Here is a 15972-nt window from a genome sequence, read left to right on the forward strand (position 1 = left end):
AAGGGGCTGCAAAGCAGCCCCGGTAAACTCAAACCTCGTTCATTTCTTCAAGGCGGCGCGGCATTGGCTCTGGAGCCGCGCGCCCCGCCAGCCCCACCCGCATGTCATTGCCACTCGGCTGCTGGTACAAGCTCAGCTCGAACTCCGGCAACACCGCCAGCAAGTAATCGAAGATATCCCCCTGGATCCGCTCGTAATCCGCCCACACCGTGGTAGTGGTAAAGCAGTAGATCTCCAGCGGCACGCCCTCGGCGGTGGTCTGCATCTGCCGCACCATGCATGTCATGTTCGGGTGCACGTTGGGGTGGTTCTTCAGGTAGGCCAGGGCAAAGGCGCGGAAGGTGCCGATGTTGGTTAGCTTGCGGCGGTTGGCCGACAGCTCGGCCACCGGCCCCATGGCCTCGTTCCAGCGCTGCAGCTCCTGGCGCTTGGCGGCCAGGTAGTCGGCCAGCAGGTGCACCTGGCTCAGGCGGTGTTCCTCCTCGCGGGTGAGGAAACGCACCCCGGCGGCATCGATGAACAGGCTGCGCTTGATGCGCCGGCCACCGGACTGCTGCATGCCGCGGTAGTTGCGGAACGACTCGCTCATCAGGCGCCAGGTGGGGATGGAGACGATGGTCTTGTCGAAGTTCTGCACCTTCACCGTGTGCAGGGTAATGTCGACCACATCGCCATCGGCACCGACCTGCGGCATTTCGATCCAGTCACCCACGTGCAGCATGTCGTTGCTGGTCAGCTGCACGCTGGCGACGAACGACAGCAGGGTGTCCTTGTACACCAACAACAGCACCGCCGACATCGCACCCAGGCCCGACAGCAGCAACAGCGGCGAGCGGTCGATCAGGGTGGCGACGATGACGATGGCGGCGAAGATCCACAGCATCATCTTGGCCAGTTGCACGTAGCCCTTGATCGAGCGGGTGCGGGCGTGTTCGGTGCGGGCATAGATGTCGAGCAGGGCATCCAGCAGGCACGACAGCGCCAGGGTCATGAACAGCAGGGTGAAGGCCAGGGCGACATTGCCGAGGAAGTGCTGGGCGGTATCGGACAGCTCCGGCACCAGTTTCAGGCCGAACTGCAGCACCAGCGACGGCGTGGTCTGGGCCAGGCGGTGGAAAACCTTGTTGTTGCGCAAGTCGTCCAGCCACCTCAGCGCCGGCTGGCGGGCCAGCAGGCGGGCGCCATGCAGCACCAAAAAGCGCGCCAGGCGGCCGATGACCAGGGAGATCAGCAGCAGCACCGCCAGGCCAATGGCCGCGTGCAGCATTGGATGGCGGTCGAGGGTGCCCCACAGGTCGAGGGAGTCACGCCAGATTCGTTGGATATCCATGGGCTTGCGTACAGTCTTGTTGCCAAACGAAGCGCCATTAGAGCGCGGATGGCAATAAAGTTGCCAAAAGAAATTCGGCTAAGGCGGCAGAAAACGTTACCCTATGCAACTGAATTTCCCGCACTTGCCTGAGGTTACCTCCGTGTTCTCCCAATTCGCCCTGCACGAACGCCTGCTTAAAGCCGTGGCCGAGCTTAACTTTGTCGAGCCAACCCCGGTGCAGGCCGCGGCCATCCCCCTGGCCCTGCAAGGGCGTGACCTGCGCGTGACCGCACAGACCGGCAGCGGCAAGACCGCAGCCTTCGTGCTGCCACTGCTCAACCGCCTGGTCGACCTGCGCGAGCGCCGTGTGGAGATCCGCGCGCTGATCCTGCTGCCGACCCGTGAACTGGCCCAGCAGACCCTCAAGCAGGTGCAGCTGTTCTCGCAGTTCACCTACATCAAGGCCGGCCTGGTCACCGGTGGCGAGGACTTCAAGGAACAAGCCGCCATGCTGCGCAAGGTGCCGGACGTGCTGATCGGTACCCCCGGTCGCCTGCTGGAGCAACTGAATGCCGGCAACCTCGACCTGTCCCATGTGCAGGTGCTGATCCTCGACGAAGCCGACCGCATGCTCGACATGGGCTTCGCCGAAGACATGGAGCGCCTGTGCAAGGAGTGCGAGAACCGCCAGCAGACCCTGCTGTTCTCGGCCACCACCGGCGGCGCTGCGCTGCGCGACATCATCGGCAAGGTGCTGAAAGACCCGGAGCACCTGATGCTCAACAGCGTCTCGCAGCTGGCCGAAGGCACCCGCCAGCAGATCATCACCGCCGACCACGACCAGCACAAAGAGCAGATCGTGCAGTGGCTGCTGGCCAACGAGACGTTCGACAAGGCGATCATCTTCACCAACACCCGCGCCTTGGCCGACCGCATCTACGGCCACCTGGTGGCCAAGGACGTGAAGGCCTTCGTGCTGCACGGCGAAAAAGACCAGAAGGACCGCAAGCTGGCCCTGGACCGCTTCAAGCAGGGCAGTTCCAAGGTGCTGGTGGCCACCGACGTGGCCGCCCGTGGCCTGGACATCGACGGCCTGGACCTGGTGATCAACTTCGACATGCCGCGCAGCGGTGACGAGTATGTGCACCGCGTGGGCCGTACCGGCCGTGCCGGTGGCGAAGGCCTGGCGATCTCGCTGATCACCCACAATGACTGGAACCTGATGTCGAGCATCGAGCGCTACCTCAAGCAGCAGTTCGAGCGCCGGGTGATCAAGGAAGTGAAGGGCACCTACAACGGGCCGAAGAAGGTCAAGGCCTCGGGCAAGGCGGCCGGCAGCAAGAAGAAAAAGGTCGAGAAGAAGTCGGGTGACAAGAAAGCCGCGGCCAAGCGCAAGCCAACCGCCAAGCCGAAGGCCAATGCACCGCTGGCCAGCGCCGATGGCCTGGCGCCGTTGAAGAAGCGCAAGGCGGCGGCGGAATAACCAGCGCCCACACAGGCTTAGCGTTCTTTGTAGGAGCGGCCTTGCGTCGCGAAAGGGCTGCGCAGCAGCCCCAAGATTCCGACACTGACGCATCCATCCGGGGGCCGCTTTGCGGCCCTTTCGCGACGCAAGGCCGCTCCTATACGGCAAGCGGTCAGTCAGCCTTCTTCTCTGCCGCTTTCAGCTCCTTGATCCGCTTGTCGATCAGCTGACACTTGTCGGGCAAGTCCTTGCTCGCCGTTCCCAGCTCCATTCCTTGCAGCTCGTCATTGATCTCCTTGGCCTTCTGCGGGTTCTGCTCGGTCAGCTGGGTAACCAGCCCGGCGAGTTCTTCACGCTTCTGCGTCGCTTCCTCCGGTGTGCAGGCCCAGACGGGCAGGGCGCAGAACAGGGCCGTGGCCCAGGCAATGGGCAGCAGCGGTTTCATCCTTTATACCTCAGGCGTTGGTGATGCCCGGTGGAGGTGTGTGCCTGGCCATTAGTTCAGCAGCTTCGACCGATGGCTATACCCAGCGCTAACCGAGGCTTGCTCGCTGGTTGGTTAGGTTGCTTCCGCTTCAAGCAGTAGTCCTTTTCCCAAAGCGATCTGCGGCCAGTGAATAATTGTCGATTGCTGCCTAGTCTCAGCCTCTGCACGCAAAGCCACCAGATGGCCAAACACTATGACCAAAGCATCGAAAACTGATTGGAGTCGCGTGGCCGGCCAGGACGACCGAGCTATTGATACCTCGGATATTCCCGAACTGGATGAAAATTTCTTCCGCGAGGCTGAATTGCGAGTGCCAGCCAAGCAGGCAGTGACCATTCGCCTGGATTCCGATGTCCTCGCCTGGTTCAAGGGGCAGGGGAGCGGCTACCAGACCCGGATCAATCAGTTGTTGCGCCAGTACATGCAGGCGCAGCAGCGCCAACGCTGAGATCTTTCGGAACGCTCGGCAGTCACGACGGGTCCCACCCTGTGTACCCCTTCCGTCCACAGCAGGAGCCCATAGCCATGAGCATCACCTACGACTGGGACCTGATCGAACGCTTGCTGCACGAGGTGCAGAACGGCGCCGGTCACAGCTTCACGCCACGCCCTTATGCCGAGCAGCACGCTGCGGCACTGGCCGCCAAGGGTGAGCCGGTGGGCGACCTGGACCACCTCAAAACCCGTGCCTGCGAGTACGAAAAGCTGCTGTTCGAACGTGGCTACATCGAAAGCCGCCCCGAAGAGGATGGCGGCAACGGTGAGAATTTCGTGCTGACCGAACGCGGTTCGCGGCTGATGAGCCTGATCGACAGCAGCATCCCTGGCTTCGAGCACCCGCGCCAGGTGCTCGACGAGCAGGAGGATGCGCTGGACGAAACCACCTTCGAGCAGGTGTCGGCGAAGGCGCAGATTGCCTGAGGTCGTTTTGAGGCTGGCAAGGGCAGCCCTGGAAACCCGATAATCGGTAGCTCCGAACACTGCCGAGCCCTTGCCCATGCCCATGATTACCCCGAAGGCCCGCCGATGAGCGCGGTCCGCAAGAACCCCGACGCCTTTGCCTTGCAGGTGATGCTGGGGCTGTGCCTGATCTGGGGCTGCCAGCAGGTGCTGATCAAGACCGCCGCTGTCGATATCGCGCCGGTGATGCAGGCGGCGTTGCGCAACGGCATTGCCGCCGTACTGGTAGGGCTGATGCTGTGCTGGCGCGGCGGTTGGGGCCAACTCGGCGGTACCTGGCGTGCCGGGGTGTTGGCAGGTGGCTTGTTCGGCCTCGAGTTTCTGTTCATTGCCGAAGGGCTGAAGCTGACTTCGGCGGCGCACATGTCGGTGTTCCTCTATACCGCGCCGGTGTTCACTGCCTTGGGCCTGCATTTCCGCCTGCCCAGCGAACGCCTGCGGTTGCTGCAATGGCTGGGCATTCTGCTGGCCTTCGGCGGCATCGCCACGGCATTCGCCGGCGGCATGTCGTTCGAGCAGATGGATGGCCGTACCCTGCTGGGGGATGCCTTTGGCGTGATTGCCGGCCTGGCCTGGGGGGCGACCACCGTGGTGGTGCGCTGCTCGCGGCTGTCGGAAGCGCCCGCCACCCTGACCCTGTTCTACCAACTGGCCGTGGGCTTTGCCGGGTTGCTGTTGATCGCCTTGCTCAGCGGGCAGATCGGTGTGGTGGTGTTGACACCGCTGGCAATCGGCAGCGTGCTGTTCCAGGGTATCGTGGTGTCGTTCATCAGTTACCTGACATGGTTCTGGTTGCTGCGCAAATACCTGGCGTCGAACCTGGCGGTATTTTCGTTCATCACCCCACTGTTCGGGGTCACCTTTGGCGTGTTGCTGCTGGATGAACCGTTGAGCATGAACTTCGTGATCGGCGCAGTGATGGTGCTGCTGGGGGTGATCCTGGTGAGTGCCGAGCCTTGGGTGAAGCAGCAATTGCGGCGGTTTGTGGGATGAATTGTCGCCTGTACTGGCCACTTAGCGGGTTTGACTGCGAAGGCCAGTACCGGCAACCGCTATTCAGGATGTGGTCCTGGCCTGGCAGGCATTGCCCTGCCGTGCATTACCCGCCAGTTGCACCAGCCCACCAGCCACCACCAACCCACCCGCCGCCAGCATCAACGCGGGTTGCAGCCCGCCGCTGTAATGGCTGCTCAGCGCCGCCAGCAGCGGCCCGCTCAACTGCCCCAGGGCAAAGCACGCCGTCAGCAACCCGGCATTGCGCTGCGTGGCATGCGGCGCCAGCTCTCGCGAACGTTGCATCACCAACTGCATGCAAGCCAGGAATGGCGCGCCACACAGCAGCACGCCCAAGGCCAACCCGACACCCCCACCGATCAGGCAGGCCAGCACACCCAACCCTTGTAGCCACAGGGTGGCGGTCAGCCAGGTCGAAGTACGCCCGCCGCGGCGCAGGCTCACCAGCAGCACACCCAGCGCCGCCGCCAGGCCGAACGCCGGCCAGAACAGGTCGGCCAGCCACTGCCCGTGAAACTGCTGGCTGGCCATTTGCGACAGGAAGGTGGCCGGCAGGATGTAACCCACGCCATACAGGGCATACACCAGCCCCAGGCGGCCGATACCGACGCGGCGTTGCGGGCCCTGGTGTACAGACGGTGCGGGCGCTGCCTGCAGTGCCTGGGGTAGCCAGGGCCTGACCGCCAGCAGCATCACCAGCGCGGCCACGGCATAGATCAGCCACAGTGCTGCCGAGCCGAGCCCCCACAAATGCGCCACCAGCGCCAGCAAACCAGTCAGCGCAATGCCCAGGCCGGGCCCCGCGAACACCAGGGCACCCAGGCGCTGGCGGTTGTCGGCATTGGCCACCTGTTGGCTCAGGCTGGTGATCATCACCAGCACCCAGGCGCTGGCCACGCCGGTGCCGAAGCGCAACAGCAGGTGGCTCCAGAACCCGTCTGCGGCCCATGAGGCCAGGGTCAGCAGTACGCACAGCCACAGCCCACCGTGCAGGCGCAGGCGCACCTGGCCCGGCGAGCGGGCGAACATGGCATCGACCGCGCCGATGAAGTAACCCAGGTAGTTGGCCGCGGCCACCAGCCCGGCGACCGTCAGGTCGAACTGGCCTTCGGCGATCAGTTGCGGCAGCTGCGGGGTCAGGGCGAAACGGCCGATGCCCATGGCCATCATCAGCGCCACGGCGCTGGCCAGCAGTTGAATGAGTGGCGACATGACAAGTCTCCTGCACGGATGTAAGCGATGACCGGCAGGTTAGGGCGGTTTTATTTTCAATAAAATTGAATAATGATGATGAAGTTGTTCTGTTTTGGAGAATGTCGTGGAATTCAGCCAACTGCGTATCTTCCAGGCCGTGGCCGAGGAGGGCTCGCTCACCCGTGCCGCAGAGCGCCTGCACCGCGTGCCGTCGAACCTGTCGACGCGCTTGCGCCAGCTGGAAGAACACCTGGGCGTCGAGCTGTTCCTGCGTGAACGCCAGCGCCTGCAGTTGTCGCCTGCGGGCAAGGTGTTGCTGGACTACGCCCAGCGCCTGTCCGCCTTGCGCGACGAGGCCCAGGCCGCCGTGCGCGGCGGCCAGCCAGCCGGGGATTTTGTGCTGGGGACCATGTACAGCACGGCGGCGACGCACCTGCCGGGGCTCTTGGCGCGTTATCACCAGGCTTACCCGGCGGTAAACCTGCAGGTGCGTGCGGCGCCCAGTGGCGAGCTGCTGGAGGGTCTGCTCAACCACAGCCTGGACGCGGCCCTGGTGGACGGGCCGCCGAGCCTGGCCGGGCTGGATGGGGTACCACTATGCGATGAACAACTGGTGCTGATCACCAGCCCCGAGCACCCGCCGGTGCACACGGCCCGGGACGTGGCGGGCAAGGCGGTGTTCACCTTCCGCCAGGGCTGTTCGTACCGTATGCGCCTGGAGGCCTGGTATGCCCATGCCCATACGCCGATGGGCCGGGTGATGGAGATCGAGTCGTACCAAAGCATGCTGGCCTGCGTGATCGCCGGTGCGGGGGTGGCGCTGATGGCCCAGTCGATGCTCGATAGCCTGCCCGGGCGTGACCGGGTGCGGGTGCACCGCTTGCAGGCGCCGTTCGATCAGGCGGTCACCTGGTTGATGTGGCGCCAGGGCATGCGCGGGGCGAATTTGCAGGCGTGGATCGACCTGCAACAAAGCGAAACGATTAACCAGTCGTCGGAATGCCCCGTTACGGCTTGATCCGTATCAAAATGGCCCGTATCTGTAGGCACAGAGGCATGCGTTATACAGAACATGGGGCTATGATCTGTATGAAGCATCGCAGGATTGAATTGCCGTGAGGCTGACCCGTCAAGGGGGCATTATGAATAAACCACTGTCCAACTGGCTCCATGACCTGGCTGTCGCCTTGGGGCTGATTCCACCACCCTTGCAGCCGGTGCCGATCCCGACTGATGAAGAGCAGCGCAAACGCCAACCGCGTCGTCGCTGATACAGACAAAGGCCGCTGCACCTGGGTGGGTGCAGCGGCCTTTTTGTGTCTGCCAGTTGTGTGTTGCCTATACCGCCTCTTCGCGGGCTTGCCCGCTCCCACAGGGTAACCCACAGCACTCGAGGCCTGTGATATTCCTGTAGGAGCGGGTTTACCCGCGAAAGGGCCAGTAAAGGCAGCCGGGATCTATCAGGCCAGCTTCGCCGCCGCCACCGACTTACGCGACATCAGGCTCACCACCACAAAGCTCAGCAGGCCAACCACCAGGCTGTAGTAGATCGGTGTGTTGGCCTCCAGGCCGTCCAGGAACATGAACAGCAACGCGGTGGCAAAGCCCAGCGACATGCTGGCGATGGCCCCGGCGGTGGTCGCGCGCTTCCAGAAGATCGCCCCGATCAGCGGGATCAGCATGCCGCCGACCAGCAGGTTGTAGGCCAGGGTCAGGGCGCTGATCACGTCGTTCACCACCAGCGCGATGCCCAGCACCACCAGGCCGGTGAGCAGGGTGAACAGGCGGCTGACGGCCAGGCTCGATTGTTTGCCGCCACGCAGCTTGGGCAGCAGGTCTTCGGTCAGGGTGGTCGACGCGGCCAGCAGGCCGGCACTCGCGGTGGACATCATTGCCGCCAGCGCCGCTGCCATCAGCAAGCCACGGATGCCATCGGGCAGGGTGGTCTTGATCATTTCGGCAAAGGCGTTGTTCGGGTTGGCCAGGTCAGGCATCAGCACATGCGCGGCCATGCCGATGGTGGCACAGGCCAGGCCGTACAGCACGCAGTACACCCCTGCGGTGGTGCCGGCACGCTGGCAGACCTTCTCGTCACGGGCAGTGAATACCCGCTGCCAGATGTCCTGGCCGATGAGGATGCCGAAGAAGTAGATCAGGAAGTAGGTGATGATGGTGTCCCAGCCAATGGTGGTCAGCTGGAAGCTGGCCGCCGGCAGCTTGGCCACCAAGGTGTCCCAGCCACCGGCCTTGTACAGGCACACCGGCAGCAGGATGAACATCAGGCCGACGGTCTTGATCACGAACTGCACGATGTCGGTCAGGGTCAGCGACCACATGCCGCCGATGGTGGAATACAGCACCACCACACCGCCGCCGAGCAGCAGCGAGGCCCAGAACGGCAGGTCCAGCAGCACTTGCAACACGGTGGCCATGGCCAAGGTCGAGGTCACGCCGATCATCAGCGCATAAGCCAGCATGATCACCGCGCTGGCCTGGCGTGCAGTGGGGTTGTAGCGCTGTTCCAGCACCTGGGTCACGGTGAAGATGCGCAGGCGCAGCAGGGGTTTGGCCAGGAACAGGTTCAGCGCGATGATACCCAGGCCCAGGGCGGCACACAGCCAGAAGCCGGAAATGCCGTGCACATAGCCCAGGCGTACGGTGCCAACGGTGGAGGCGCCACCGAGCACGGTGGTGGCCATGGTACCCATGTACAGCACCGGGCCGAGGTTGCGCCCGGCGACCAGGTAGTCTTCGTGGGTTTTCGCGCGGCGCATGCCATACCAGCCAAGCCCGAGCATGCCGGCGGTGTAGATCATTACAACAATGATGTCCAAGGCCATTGGGGGTCTCCCGATTATCTTTATTATGGCGAGATCGACCACCCGGGCGGGTTCACGGCGCCCGGCGGTCCTGTCGTGTGTTGGCGGGCCTCAGTGGCCCTCCCTCATGGCTCCTGCCGGGGGTGTAGCAACTACTGCGGGCGCTTTTGGTAGGCGCGACACAAGGCCGCTCCTACCAAGGGCCGTCGTTTACCGGCGGACAACGCCCGGTAGCACGCAGAGCATCTCGAACAGCAGGTTGGCACCGAGCAGCGAGGTGTTGCCGGTGGTGTCGTAGGGCGGGGAGACTTCGACCAGGTCACAGCCGATCAGGTCCAGGCCGTGGCAGCCGCGAATGATCTCCATCGCCTGGATAGTGGTCAAGCCGCCGATTTCCGGGGTGCCGGTGCCTGGCGCCCAGGCCGGGTCGATGCCGTCGATGTCGAACGACAGGTACACCGGGCCGCCGCCGACCTTTTCCCGCACTTCGGCCATCAGGGGTGCCAGCGACTTGTGCCAGCACTCTTCGGCCTGGACCACGCGGAAGCCCTGGCGACGGCTCCAGTTGAAGTCATCGGCGGTGTAGCCTTGGGCGCGCAGGCCGATCTGCACCACGCGCTCGCAATCGAGCAGGCCTTCTTCCACGGCGCGGCGGAAGGTGGTGCCGTGAGCGATCTTCTCGCCGAACATATGGTCGTTGACGTCGGCGTGGGCATCAATATGCACCAGGCCGATCTTGCCGTGCTTCTTGTGCAGTGCGCGCAGGATCGGCAGGGTGATGGTGTGGTCGCCGCCCAGGGTCAGCGGGATGATGTCGTGTTCGAGGATCTCGTCATACGCTTCTTCGATGATGCGCACGGCGTCCAGCAGGTTGAAGGTGTTGATCGCCACGTCACCGATGTCGGCCACCGACAGCGAGTCGAACGGGGCAGCCCCGGTAGCCATGTTGTACGGGCGGATCATCACCGATTCGGCGCGGATCTGCCGTGGGCCGAAGCGGGTGCCGGAGCGCAGCGAAGTACCGATGTCCAAGGGGACGCCGATGAAAGCGGCGTCCAGGCCTTGGGCACTCTGCAGGTGGGGAAGGCGAAGCATGGTGGCGATGCCGCCGAAACGCGGCATTTCGTTGCCGCCCAGTGGTTGGTGGAGAATCTTGTCCACGGTGGGCCTCATCAGTCGGTCGATTGTTCTGTTTGTTCGAACCTGTGCCGCCGCACGCCTGTTGCTTGACGGCGGGCAGGGACATTTCGGCCAAGTCTGCTGAAGGTACTGTCGGGGACAAATCGCTGCCGGCAAATACTTAGTTCAGGAATTTCTGAACTAAACGCGGGCGCAGCGGTTAGACTGCGCGAAAACACTGTTGTGGAACTGCTGCCCCATGGCCTCGACCTTGCCCGACCTGAAACTGCTGCGCATCTTCGTCAGCGTGGTGCGCCACCAGGGTTTCGCCAACGCCCAGCGCGAGCTGAACCTGTCGACCTCGGCCATCAGTACCTACATGAGTCAGCTGGAAGGCGCCTTGGGCATCGTCCTGTGCCACCGGGGCCGTGGCGGCTTCAGCCTCACCAGCAAGGGCGAGCTGTTCCACCAGGAAACCCTGCGCCTGTTGGCTGAGCTGGACGGTTTCGAACAGTACGCCGCTGCGCTCAAGGGCGAGTTGCGCGGCACGCTCAACCTTGGCGTGATCGACTCCACGGTCGGTGACCGGGCCTTGCCGCTGGCCGAGGCCATCGGCGCCTATAGCCAGGAACACCTGGCGGTGCACCTGCACCTGTCGGTGTCCAGCCCTTACGAACTGCAGCTGGGCGTGCAGGACAACCGCCTGGACCTGGCCATCGGGGCGTTTTCCTCGCGCATGAGCGGGCTGCTGTATCAACCGCTGTACCGCGAACAGCACTGGTTGTACTGCAGCAGCCGCCACCCGCTGTATGGCGAGCGGCGAATCCCCGAGCAGGTGGTGACCCAGCAACGCATGGTCGGGCGCGGCTACTGGAGCCAGGCCGAGCTGGCCCGGCATGGCTTCAAGCACAGCGCGGCGACGGTGGAGAGCATGGAAGCGCAGCTGATCCTGATTCTTTCCGGGGCCTACATCGGCTACCTGCCCGAGCACTATGCCCAGGCTTGGGTCGACAAGGGTGACCTGCGCGTGCTGTCGCCTGCCACCTTCGGCTACCAGGCGCCGTTTTCGTTGATCATCCGCCGCGGGCGCAGCCGCGAGCCGTTGATCCAGACCTTCCGCGACCTGTTGAAAAGCCAGCTCAACGTGGGCTGATAAACACGGCGTTCATAACATTCCGTCGGGATGCCCTAATTTCCTGCAAATGCAGGCCGCTAAACTGATAGCGCTCTGCTACATATCAACTTGCGCTGATGATTTTCCCACTAAATTATCCTGCAAGGATCGCCCAAGATGCGCATGAATTTGCCCGTCACTGAGCTCGAAAGAACTTTCTCCAGCGATCAACGCCTGATTTCCACCACCGACCTCAACAGCCGCATCACCTATTGCAACGACGCCTTCGTGGCGATCAGCGGTTTCACCTATGACGAGCTGGTCGGCCAACCGCATAACCTGGTGCGTCACCCAGACATGCCGCCGGCAGTGTTCGGCCATATGTGGGACACCATCAAGCAGGGCAAGCCGTGGATGGGCGTGGTCAAGAACCGGGCGAAAAACGGTGATTTCTACTGGGTCAGCGCGTATGTCACGGCCATCTACGAACAAGGCCGCATCAGCGGCTACGAGTCGGTGCGCTCGGTACCCACGCGCGAGCAGATCCGCCGCGCCGAAGCGCTGTATGCGCGTTTGCGCGCCGGCCGTGCGCCGGTGCCGTGGGCGGCCCGGCTGGGGCATGGGCTGGGCCACGGCTGGCCGTTGATCGGTGCTGGCCTGCTGTCGGCGGCAGGCTACCTGTGGCTGCCGCCTTATGCCGCGCTGGGCGTGCTGATGGCCAGCCTGCTGCTGGCCTGGTACCTGGTCGAGCTGCGCCAGAACCAGGCCATTCGCCGTACTTTGGCCGAACACCCCAAGGCCTTCACCAGCCCGCTGGTGGCGCTGACCTACAGCGACAATCCAGGCCTGCAGGGCCAGCTCGACCTGGCCATCATCAGCGAGGAAGCGCGCCTGCAAACCGCCCTGACCCGCCTGGTCGACGCCGGCGTCGGGGTGAAGTCGCGAGCCGCGCAGTCGGCTGGCCTGTCCGATGCCCAGGCGCAGATGCTCGACCGTCAGCGCAACGAGACCGACCAGTCCGCCACCGCCATCGCGCAGATGGCGGCGACCATCCAGCAAGTCACCCACAACGTGCAGAGCACGGCCCATGCCGCCGGCGATGCAGACCAGCTGGCGCAGCAGGGCAGCGAGCTGGCGCTGCAGAGCTTGAAGGCCATGGGCAGCATGAGCGATGCGGTGAACGACATCGGCCAGGCGGTCAATGCTCTGGCCGAACAGACCCAGTCGATCGGCAGCGTGGTCGATGTGATTACCTCGATCGCCGAGCAGACCAACCTGCTGGCGCTCAATGCGGCCATCGAGGCGGCCCGCGCCGGCGAGCAGGGGCGTGGCTTTGCCGTGGTGGCGGATGAAGTGCGTTCGCTGGCCCAGCGTACCCGCGCGTCGACCGAGGAGATCCACCAGATCATCGCCTCGTTGCGTGCCGGGGCCGAGCGGGCGGTGAGCACTGCCAGCCGTGGCGAACAGATTTCCCGCGACAGCGTGCACAGTGTCGAGGCGGTGCAGGCAGCGTTGAGCGGTATTGCCCAGGCGGTCAGCCGGATCACTGGCATGAGCCAGCAGATGGCGACTGCGTCGGAGCAACAAAGCCATGTCGCCGAGGACATCAATCAGCAGATCGTGAGGATTGCTCACCTGTGCGACGAGAGCGCCGGGCAGGCCAGGCAAGGCGCGGAAATCAGCCAGGACCTGGAGCGCATGGCCGAGTACCTGCACAGCCTGGCCGAGCGCTTCAACCGCTGAGCTGGCCGGGGCCGCTTTGCCGGCCCCGGGTTTGTGGCAAACTGCTCCGGCCAAGGAGAACCCCATGCCCAGACCCCGCTGCGAGCGCTGCCAGCGCCCGTTCGACCATTGCCTCTGCCCACTGATCCCGGCACTCGACAGCCGCACCCGCGTCGTCCTGCTGCAGCACCGCAGTGAAACCAACCATGCGCTCAACACCGCCCGCCTGGCTGCCCTAGGCCTGACCAATGCCGAGTTACGGGTCGGCGAGGTGTTCGATGACCTGCACGCGCTGCTGGCCACGCCCGGCTATCGGCCGGCGCTGTTGTTCCCGGGCGATCAGGCCCAGGTGCCGGCGCCTTATGACCAGGCGCACGACGAACCCTTGCTGCTGATCGTGCCTGACGGTACCTGGCGCAAGGCGCGCAAGCTGTTGTACCTGAACCCGCTGCTGGAGGCGTTGCCGAGGGTGACGCTGGGGGCTGTTGCGCCGTCGCGCTATCGGTTGCGCAAGGCGCCGGAGGCGGGGGCGTTGTCGACCATCGAGGCGGTGGTGGGGGCATTGAATGCGCTGGAACAGCCGGCCTGCTTCGACGCGCTGCTGGCGCCGTTCGAGGCGTTGATCGAGGGGCAGATCAAGGCCATGGGTGTCGAGACATACCAGCGTAACCACGGTACCGAGTGAAACTGGGGGCCGCAAAGCGGCCCCGGCAATCGCAAACCGATCAACGCATCTCGGGCAAACGCGCCTCGGTGGTCACTTCGGTAGAAGCCAGCGCCTCCGGCGGCAGCGAAATGCGTTGCTTGCTCAACAGCTCGCCCATGGTCGCCAGCACGCGGTAACGCGAGAATTCCTCGGTATAACGCACTTCGGTGTAGCGGCGGTCGGCATTGTACAGCTCGTTTTCACTGTCCAGTACGTCCAGCAGGGTACGCTGGCCCAGGCCGAACTGGTCCTGGTAGGCGGCACGCACGCGCTTGGTCGTTTCGGCGTATTCACGTGCGGTCGGCAGCTGCTTGCTGGCGTTGTTCATGGCGTTCCACGCCAGGCTCAGGTTCTCGGTCAGCTCACGCAGGGCGTTGTTGCGGATGTCCAGGGCCTGGTTGATCTTGTGCGCGTCGGACTGCAGGCGAGCCTTGTCGCTGCCGCCGCGGAACAGGTTGTAGTTCATCTCCACGCCGGCCTGCCAGTCGTTGTTGTTGTGGCCTTTTTCGCCGCCGGTGTTGTTGTTGGCACCGGTGGCCAGGATGGCGTCGAAGCGTGGGTAGAAGGTCGACTTGGCCACTTCGTACTGCTTCTCGGCAGCGTTGACATCTGCCTGAGCCGACTTGATGTACGGGTTGTTCTGGCGCATGCCCTCGCGTGCTTCCTCGAGGTTGGCGGGCATTGCCACCTTGATCGACGGCGGGGCTTCCAGCTCGTCCGGCATGCGCCCGACCACGCTGAAGAAGTTGGCCTCGGCGTCGGCCAGGTCGACTTCCGCGGTGTCCAGGTTGTTTTCCGCCAGGGCGCGACGTGCGCGGGACTGGTCGAGGTCGGCGGTGCTGCCGACACCGCGTTCGTTGCGCAGGCCGATCTGGTCGTTGACCCGCAGGTGGGCTTGCAGGTTGTTCTTGGCCAGGGTGACCAGCTCACGGCGCTTGAGCACTTCCAGGTACACCTCGACTGCACGCAGGGCAACATCCTGCGCTACGGCCTGGGTGTAGTAGGCGCGAGAGGTCGAGACCGCTTCGGTGCGGCCGACTTCATTGGAAGTGTTGAAGCCGTCGAAGATCATCTGCCGCAGGCGCAGCTCGGACTGGGTGTAGTTGAGGGTTTCCTTGTTGTGGTTGCCCTGGGCACGGGTGCTGGTGTTGTCCGAACGCTGGCGGCCATAGCCAGCGACCAGATCCACGGAAGGGTAGTAGCCACCACGCGCAAATTTCACATCTTCATCGGCCGACAGCTTGCTGTTGCGGTTGGAGCTGATTTGCGGATGGTAGTCCACGGCGTTTTGGACAGCCTCGGTGATCGACATCGCCTGTACGTTGGCACTCGCCAGGGCCAACAGTAACGCACTGGTGATGGGGTTCAAAACGCGCATGGTACATCTCCCTGATCCTGGAATTGATCCTGCTGCTCGCCAAAAAAATGACGAAAAAGTTATCGGACATAGTGTTGCAGGTTTTTAACGACACAGCTAAGTACATTCATCATGATAAATAAGAAGATTTATTCATATCAAAAAGCCATGTAAGGCCTGTTCAATCTAAAAAACAGGTGTACGTGCACGTTTCAAGGCGCCGAGGCAAGGCGTTAAAGCCAGTAAATACGGGCTTTGCGCGGGTTCCAGAATGATTTCGGATAAATAGGACAGCCGCTAGGCGAAATTGATATTTGGCGACAAAATATTGTCACTTCGGCTTGCGGAGGGTCTTCTGGCTGAGGATGTACAGGCTGACCAATACGGCGCTGGCCAGCATGAAGCTGCGAGCCCAGAACAGGGGGACCAGGTAGCATGACAGGCCGATACTGGCCCACATCAGGCCGATGGCGTAGAGCTTGCCCTTGAGGGGAATGCCTTCACCACTGAGGTAGTCGCGAATCCACGGCCCGAGCTTGGGGTGGTGGACCAGCCAGTGGTGAAAGCGCGGCGAGCTGCGGGCAAAGCAGGCCGCCGCCAGAAGCAGGAATGGGGTGGTCGGCAATACCGGCAGGAAGATCCCCAACACCCCCAGCGCGACGCTGAGCCAGCCGGTGGCCAGCAGCACGTAGCGCACAGGCGA

The 15972-nt window shown here is 63.5% G+C and carries 16 protein-coding genes; 9 read left to right on the forward strand and 7 right to left on the reverse strand.

From position 1 onward, the window contains the following. Positions 1–28: 28 nt before the first annotated feature. Positions 29–1330: a mechanosensitive ion channel family protein gene (locus tag JKP78_RS20925; protein ID WP_200627492.1), complete on the reverse strand. Its 1302-nt coding sequence runs from the start codon at positions 1328–1330 to the stop codon at positions 29–31. 103 nt (positions 1331–1433) lie between these two features. On the opposite strand from JKP78_RS20925, the gene JKP78_RS20930 reads away from it, so the two are divergent. Beyond that, positions 1434–2795: a DEAD/DEAH box helicase gene (locus tag JKP78_RS20930; RefSeq protein WP_200627494.1), complete on the forward strand. Its 1362-nt coding sequence runs from the start codon at positions 1434–1436 to the stop codon at positions 2793–2795. A gap of 154 nt (positions 2796–2949) precedes the next feature. On the opposite strand, the gene JKP78_RS20935 is transcribed toward JKP78_RS20930, so the two are convergent. Then, a complete protein-coding gene (locus JKP78_RS20935; protein ID WP_200627496.1) occupies positions 2950–3222 on the reverse strand; it encodes a hypothetical protein in 273 nt (90 codons plus the stop codon). A 235-nt stretch (positions 3223–3457) separates the two neighbouring features. On the opposite strand from JKP78_RS20935, the gene JKP78_RS20940 reads away from it, so the two are divergent. The 3 genes from JKP78_RS20940 to JKP78_RS20950 all read left to right on the forward strand — a co-directional run bounded on the left by JKP78_RS20940 (position 3458) and on the right by JKP78_RS20950 (position 5217). Then, on the forward strand, positions 3458–3712 hold the full coding sequence (locus JKP78_RS20940) for a BrnA antitoxin family protein (RefSeq protein ID WP_200627498.1): 255 nt from the start codon (positions 3458–3460) through the stop codon (positions 3710–3712). A 77-nt stretch (positions 3713–3789) separates the two neighbouring features. Beyond that, positions 3790–4185 carry a transcriptional regulator gene (locus tag JKP78_RS20945; RefSeq protein WP_200627500.1) on the forward strand — a complete coding sequence of 132 codons (396 nt, stop codon included), beginning with the start codon at positions 3790–3792 and terminating at the stop codon, positions 4183–4185. 105 nt (positions 4186–4290) lie between these two features. Next, positions 4291–5217, forward strand: a complete 927-nt coding sequence (locus tag JKP78_RS20950) for a DMT family transporter (protein ID WP_200627502.1) — start codon at positions 4291–4293, stop codon at positions 5215–5217. A gap of 63 nt (positions 5218–5280) precedes the next feature. On the opposite strand, the gene JKP78_RS20955 is transcribed toward JKP78_RS20950, so the two are convergent. Continuing rightward, the gene (locus JKP78_RS20955) at positions 5281–6450 is read right to left on the reverse strand and encodes an MFS transporter (RefSeq protein ID WP_186676264.1); all 1170 of its coding nucleotides are present in this window, start codon (positions 6448–6450) and stop codon (positions 5281–5283) included. Positions 6451–6556: 106 nt separating this feature from the next. On the opposite strand from JKP78_RS20955, the gene ptrR reads away from it, so the two are divergent. Then, entirely contained in the window at positions 6557–7450 is an 894-nt protein-coding gene (ptrR, locus tag JKP78_RS20960) for a putrescine utilization regulator PtrR (protein WP_200627504.1), read from the forward strand. A 124-nt stretch (positions 7451–7574) separates the two neighbouring features. Beyond that, on the forward strand, positions 7575–7703 hold the full coding sequence (locus tag JKP78_RS25240; RefSeq protein ID WP_009683677.1) for a PA1414 family protein: 129 nt from the start codon (positions 7575–7577) through the stop codon (positions 7701–7703). Positions 7704–7892: 189 nt separating this feature from the next. Here the strand turns inward: JKP78_RS25240 and JKP78_RS20965 are convergent, their stop codons facing one another. After that, complete coding sequence (locus JKP78_RS20965) at positions 7893–9272, reverse strand: sodium:solute symporter (protein ID WP_186676279.1); 1380 nt, start codon at positions 9270–9272, stop codon at positions 7893–7895. Between the two features lie 189 nt (positions 9273–9461). After that, positions 9462–10412: an agmatinase gene (gene speB, locus JKP78_RS20970; protein ID WP_200627506.1), complete on the reverse strand. Its 951-nt coding sequence runs from the start codon at positions 10410–10412 to the stop codon at positions 9462–9464. A gap of 217 nt (positions 10413–10629) precedes the next feature. Between speB and JKP78_RS20975 the strand changes: the two genes are divergently transcribed. The 3 genes from JKP78_RS20975 (at position 10630) to JKP78_RS20985 (ending at position 13891) form a co-directional block, all read left to right on the forward strand. Next, the gene (locus JKP78_RS20975; RefSeq protein ID WP_200627508.1) at positions 10630–11523 is read left to right on the forward strand and encodes a LysR family transcriptional regulator; all 894 of its coding nucleotides are present in this window, start codon (positions 10630–10632) and stop codon (positions 11521–11523) included. A gap of 138 nt (positions 11524–11661) precedes the next feature. Next, a complete protein-coding gene (locus JKP78_RS20980; protein WP_186688549.1) occupies positions 11662–13227 on the forward strand; it encodes a methyl-accepting chemotaxis protein in 1566 nt (521 codons plus the stop codon). A 64-nt stretch (positions 13228–13291) separates the two neighbouring features. Continuing rightward, on the forward strand, positions 13292–13891 hold the full coding sequence (locus JKP78_RS20985; RefSeq protein ID WP_186688552.1) for a tRNA-uridine aminocarboxypropyltransferase: 600 nt from the start codon (positions 13292–13294) through the stop codon (positions 13889–13891). A gap of 40 nt (positions 13892–13931) precedes the next feature. Here JKP78_RS20985 and JKP78_RS20990 read toward each other — a convergent pair whose 3' ends face one another. Together JKP78_RS20990 and JKP78_RS20995 are read right to left on the reverse strand one after the other, a co-directional pair. Beyond that, a complete protein-coding gene (locus JKP78_RS20990) occupies positions 13932–15290 on the reverse strand; it encodes a TolC family outer membrane protein (RefSeq protein WP_170031287.1) in 1359 nt (452 codons plus the stop codon). Between the two features lie 310 nt (positions 15291–15600). Then, positions 15601–15966 carry a YbaN family protein gene (locus tag JKP78_RS20995; protein WP_186688555.1) on the reverse strand — a complete coding sequence of 122 codons (366 nt, stop codon included), beginning with the start codon at positions 15964–15966 and terminating at the stop codon, positions 15601–15603. Positions 15967–15972: the final 6 nt, after the last annotated feature.

The sequence above is a fragment of the Pseudomonas sp. LAM2023 genome, assembly GCF_016620375.1.
Lineage (GTDB): Bacteria > Pseudomonadota > Gammaproteobacteria > Pseudomonadales > Pseudomonadaceae > Aquipseudomonas > Aquipseudomonas anuradhapurensis.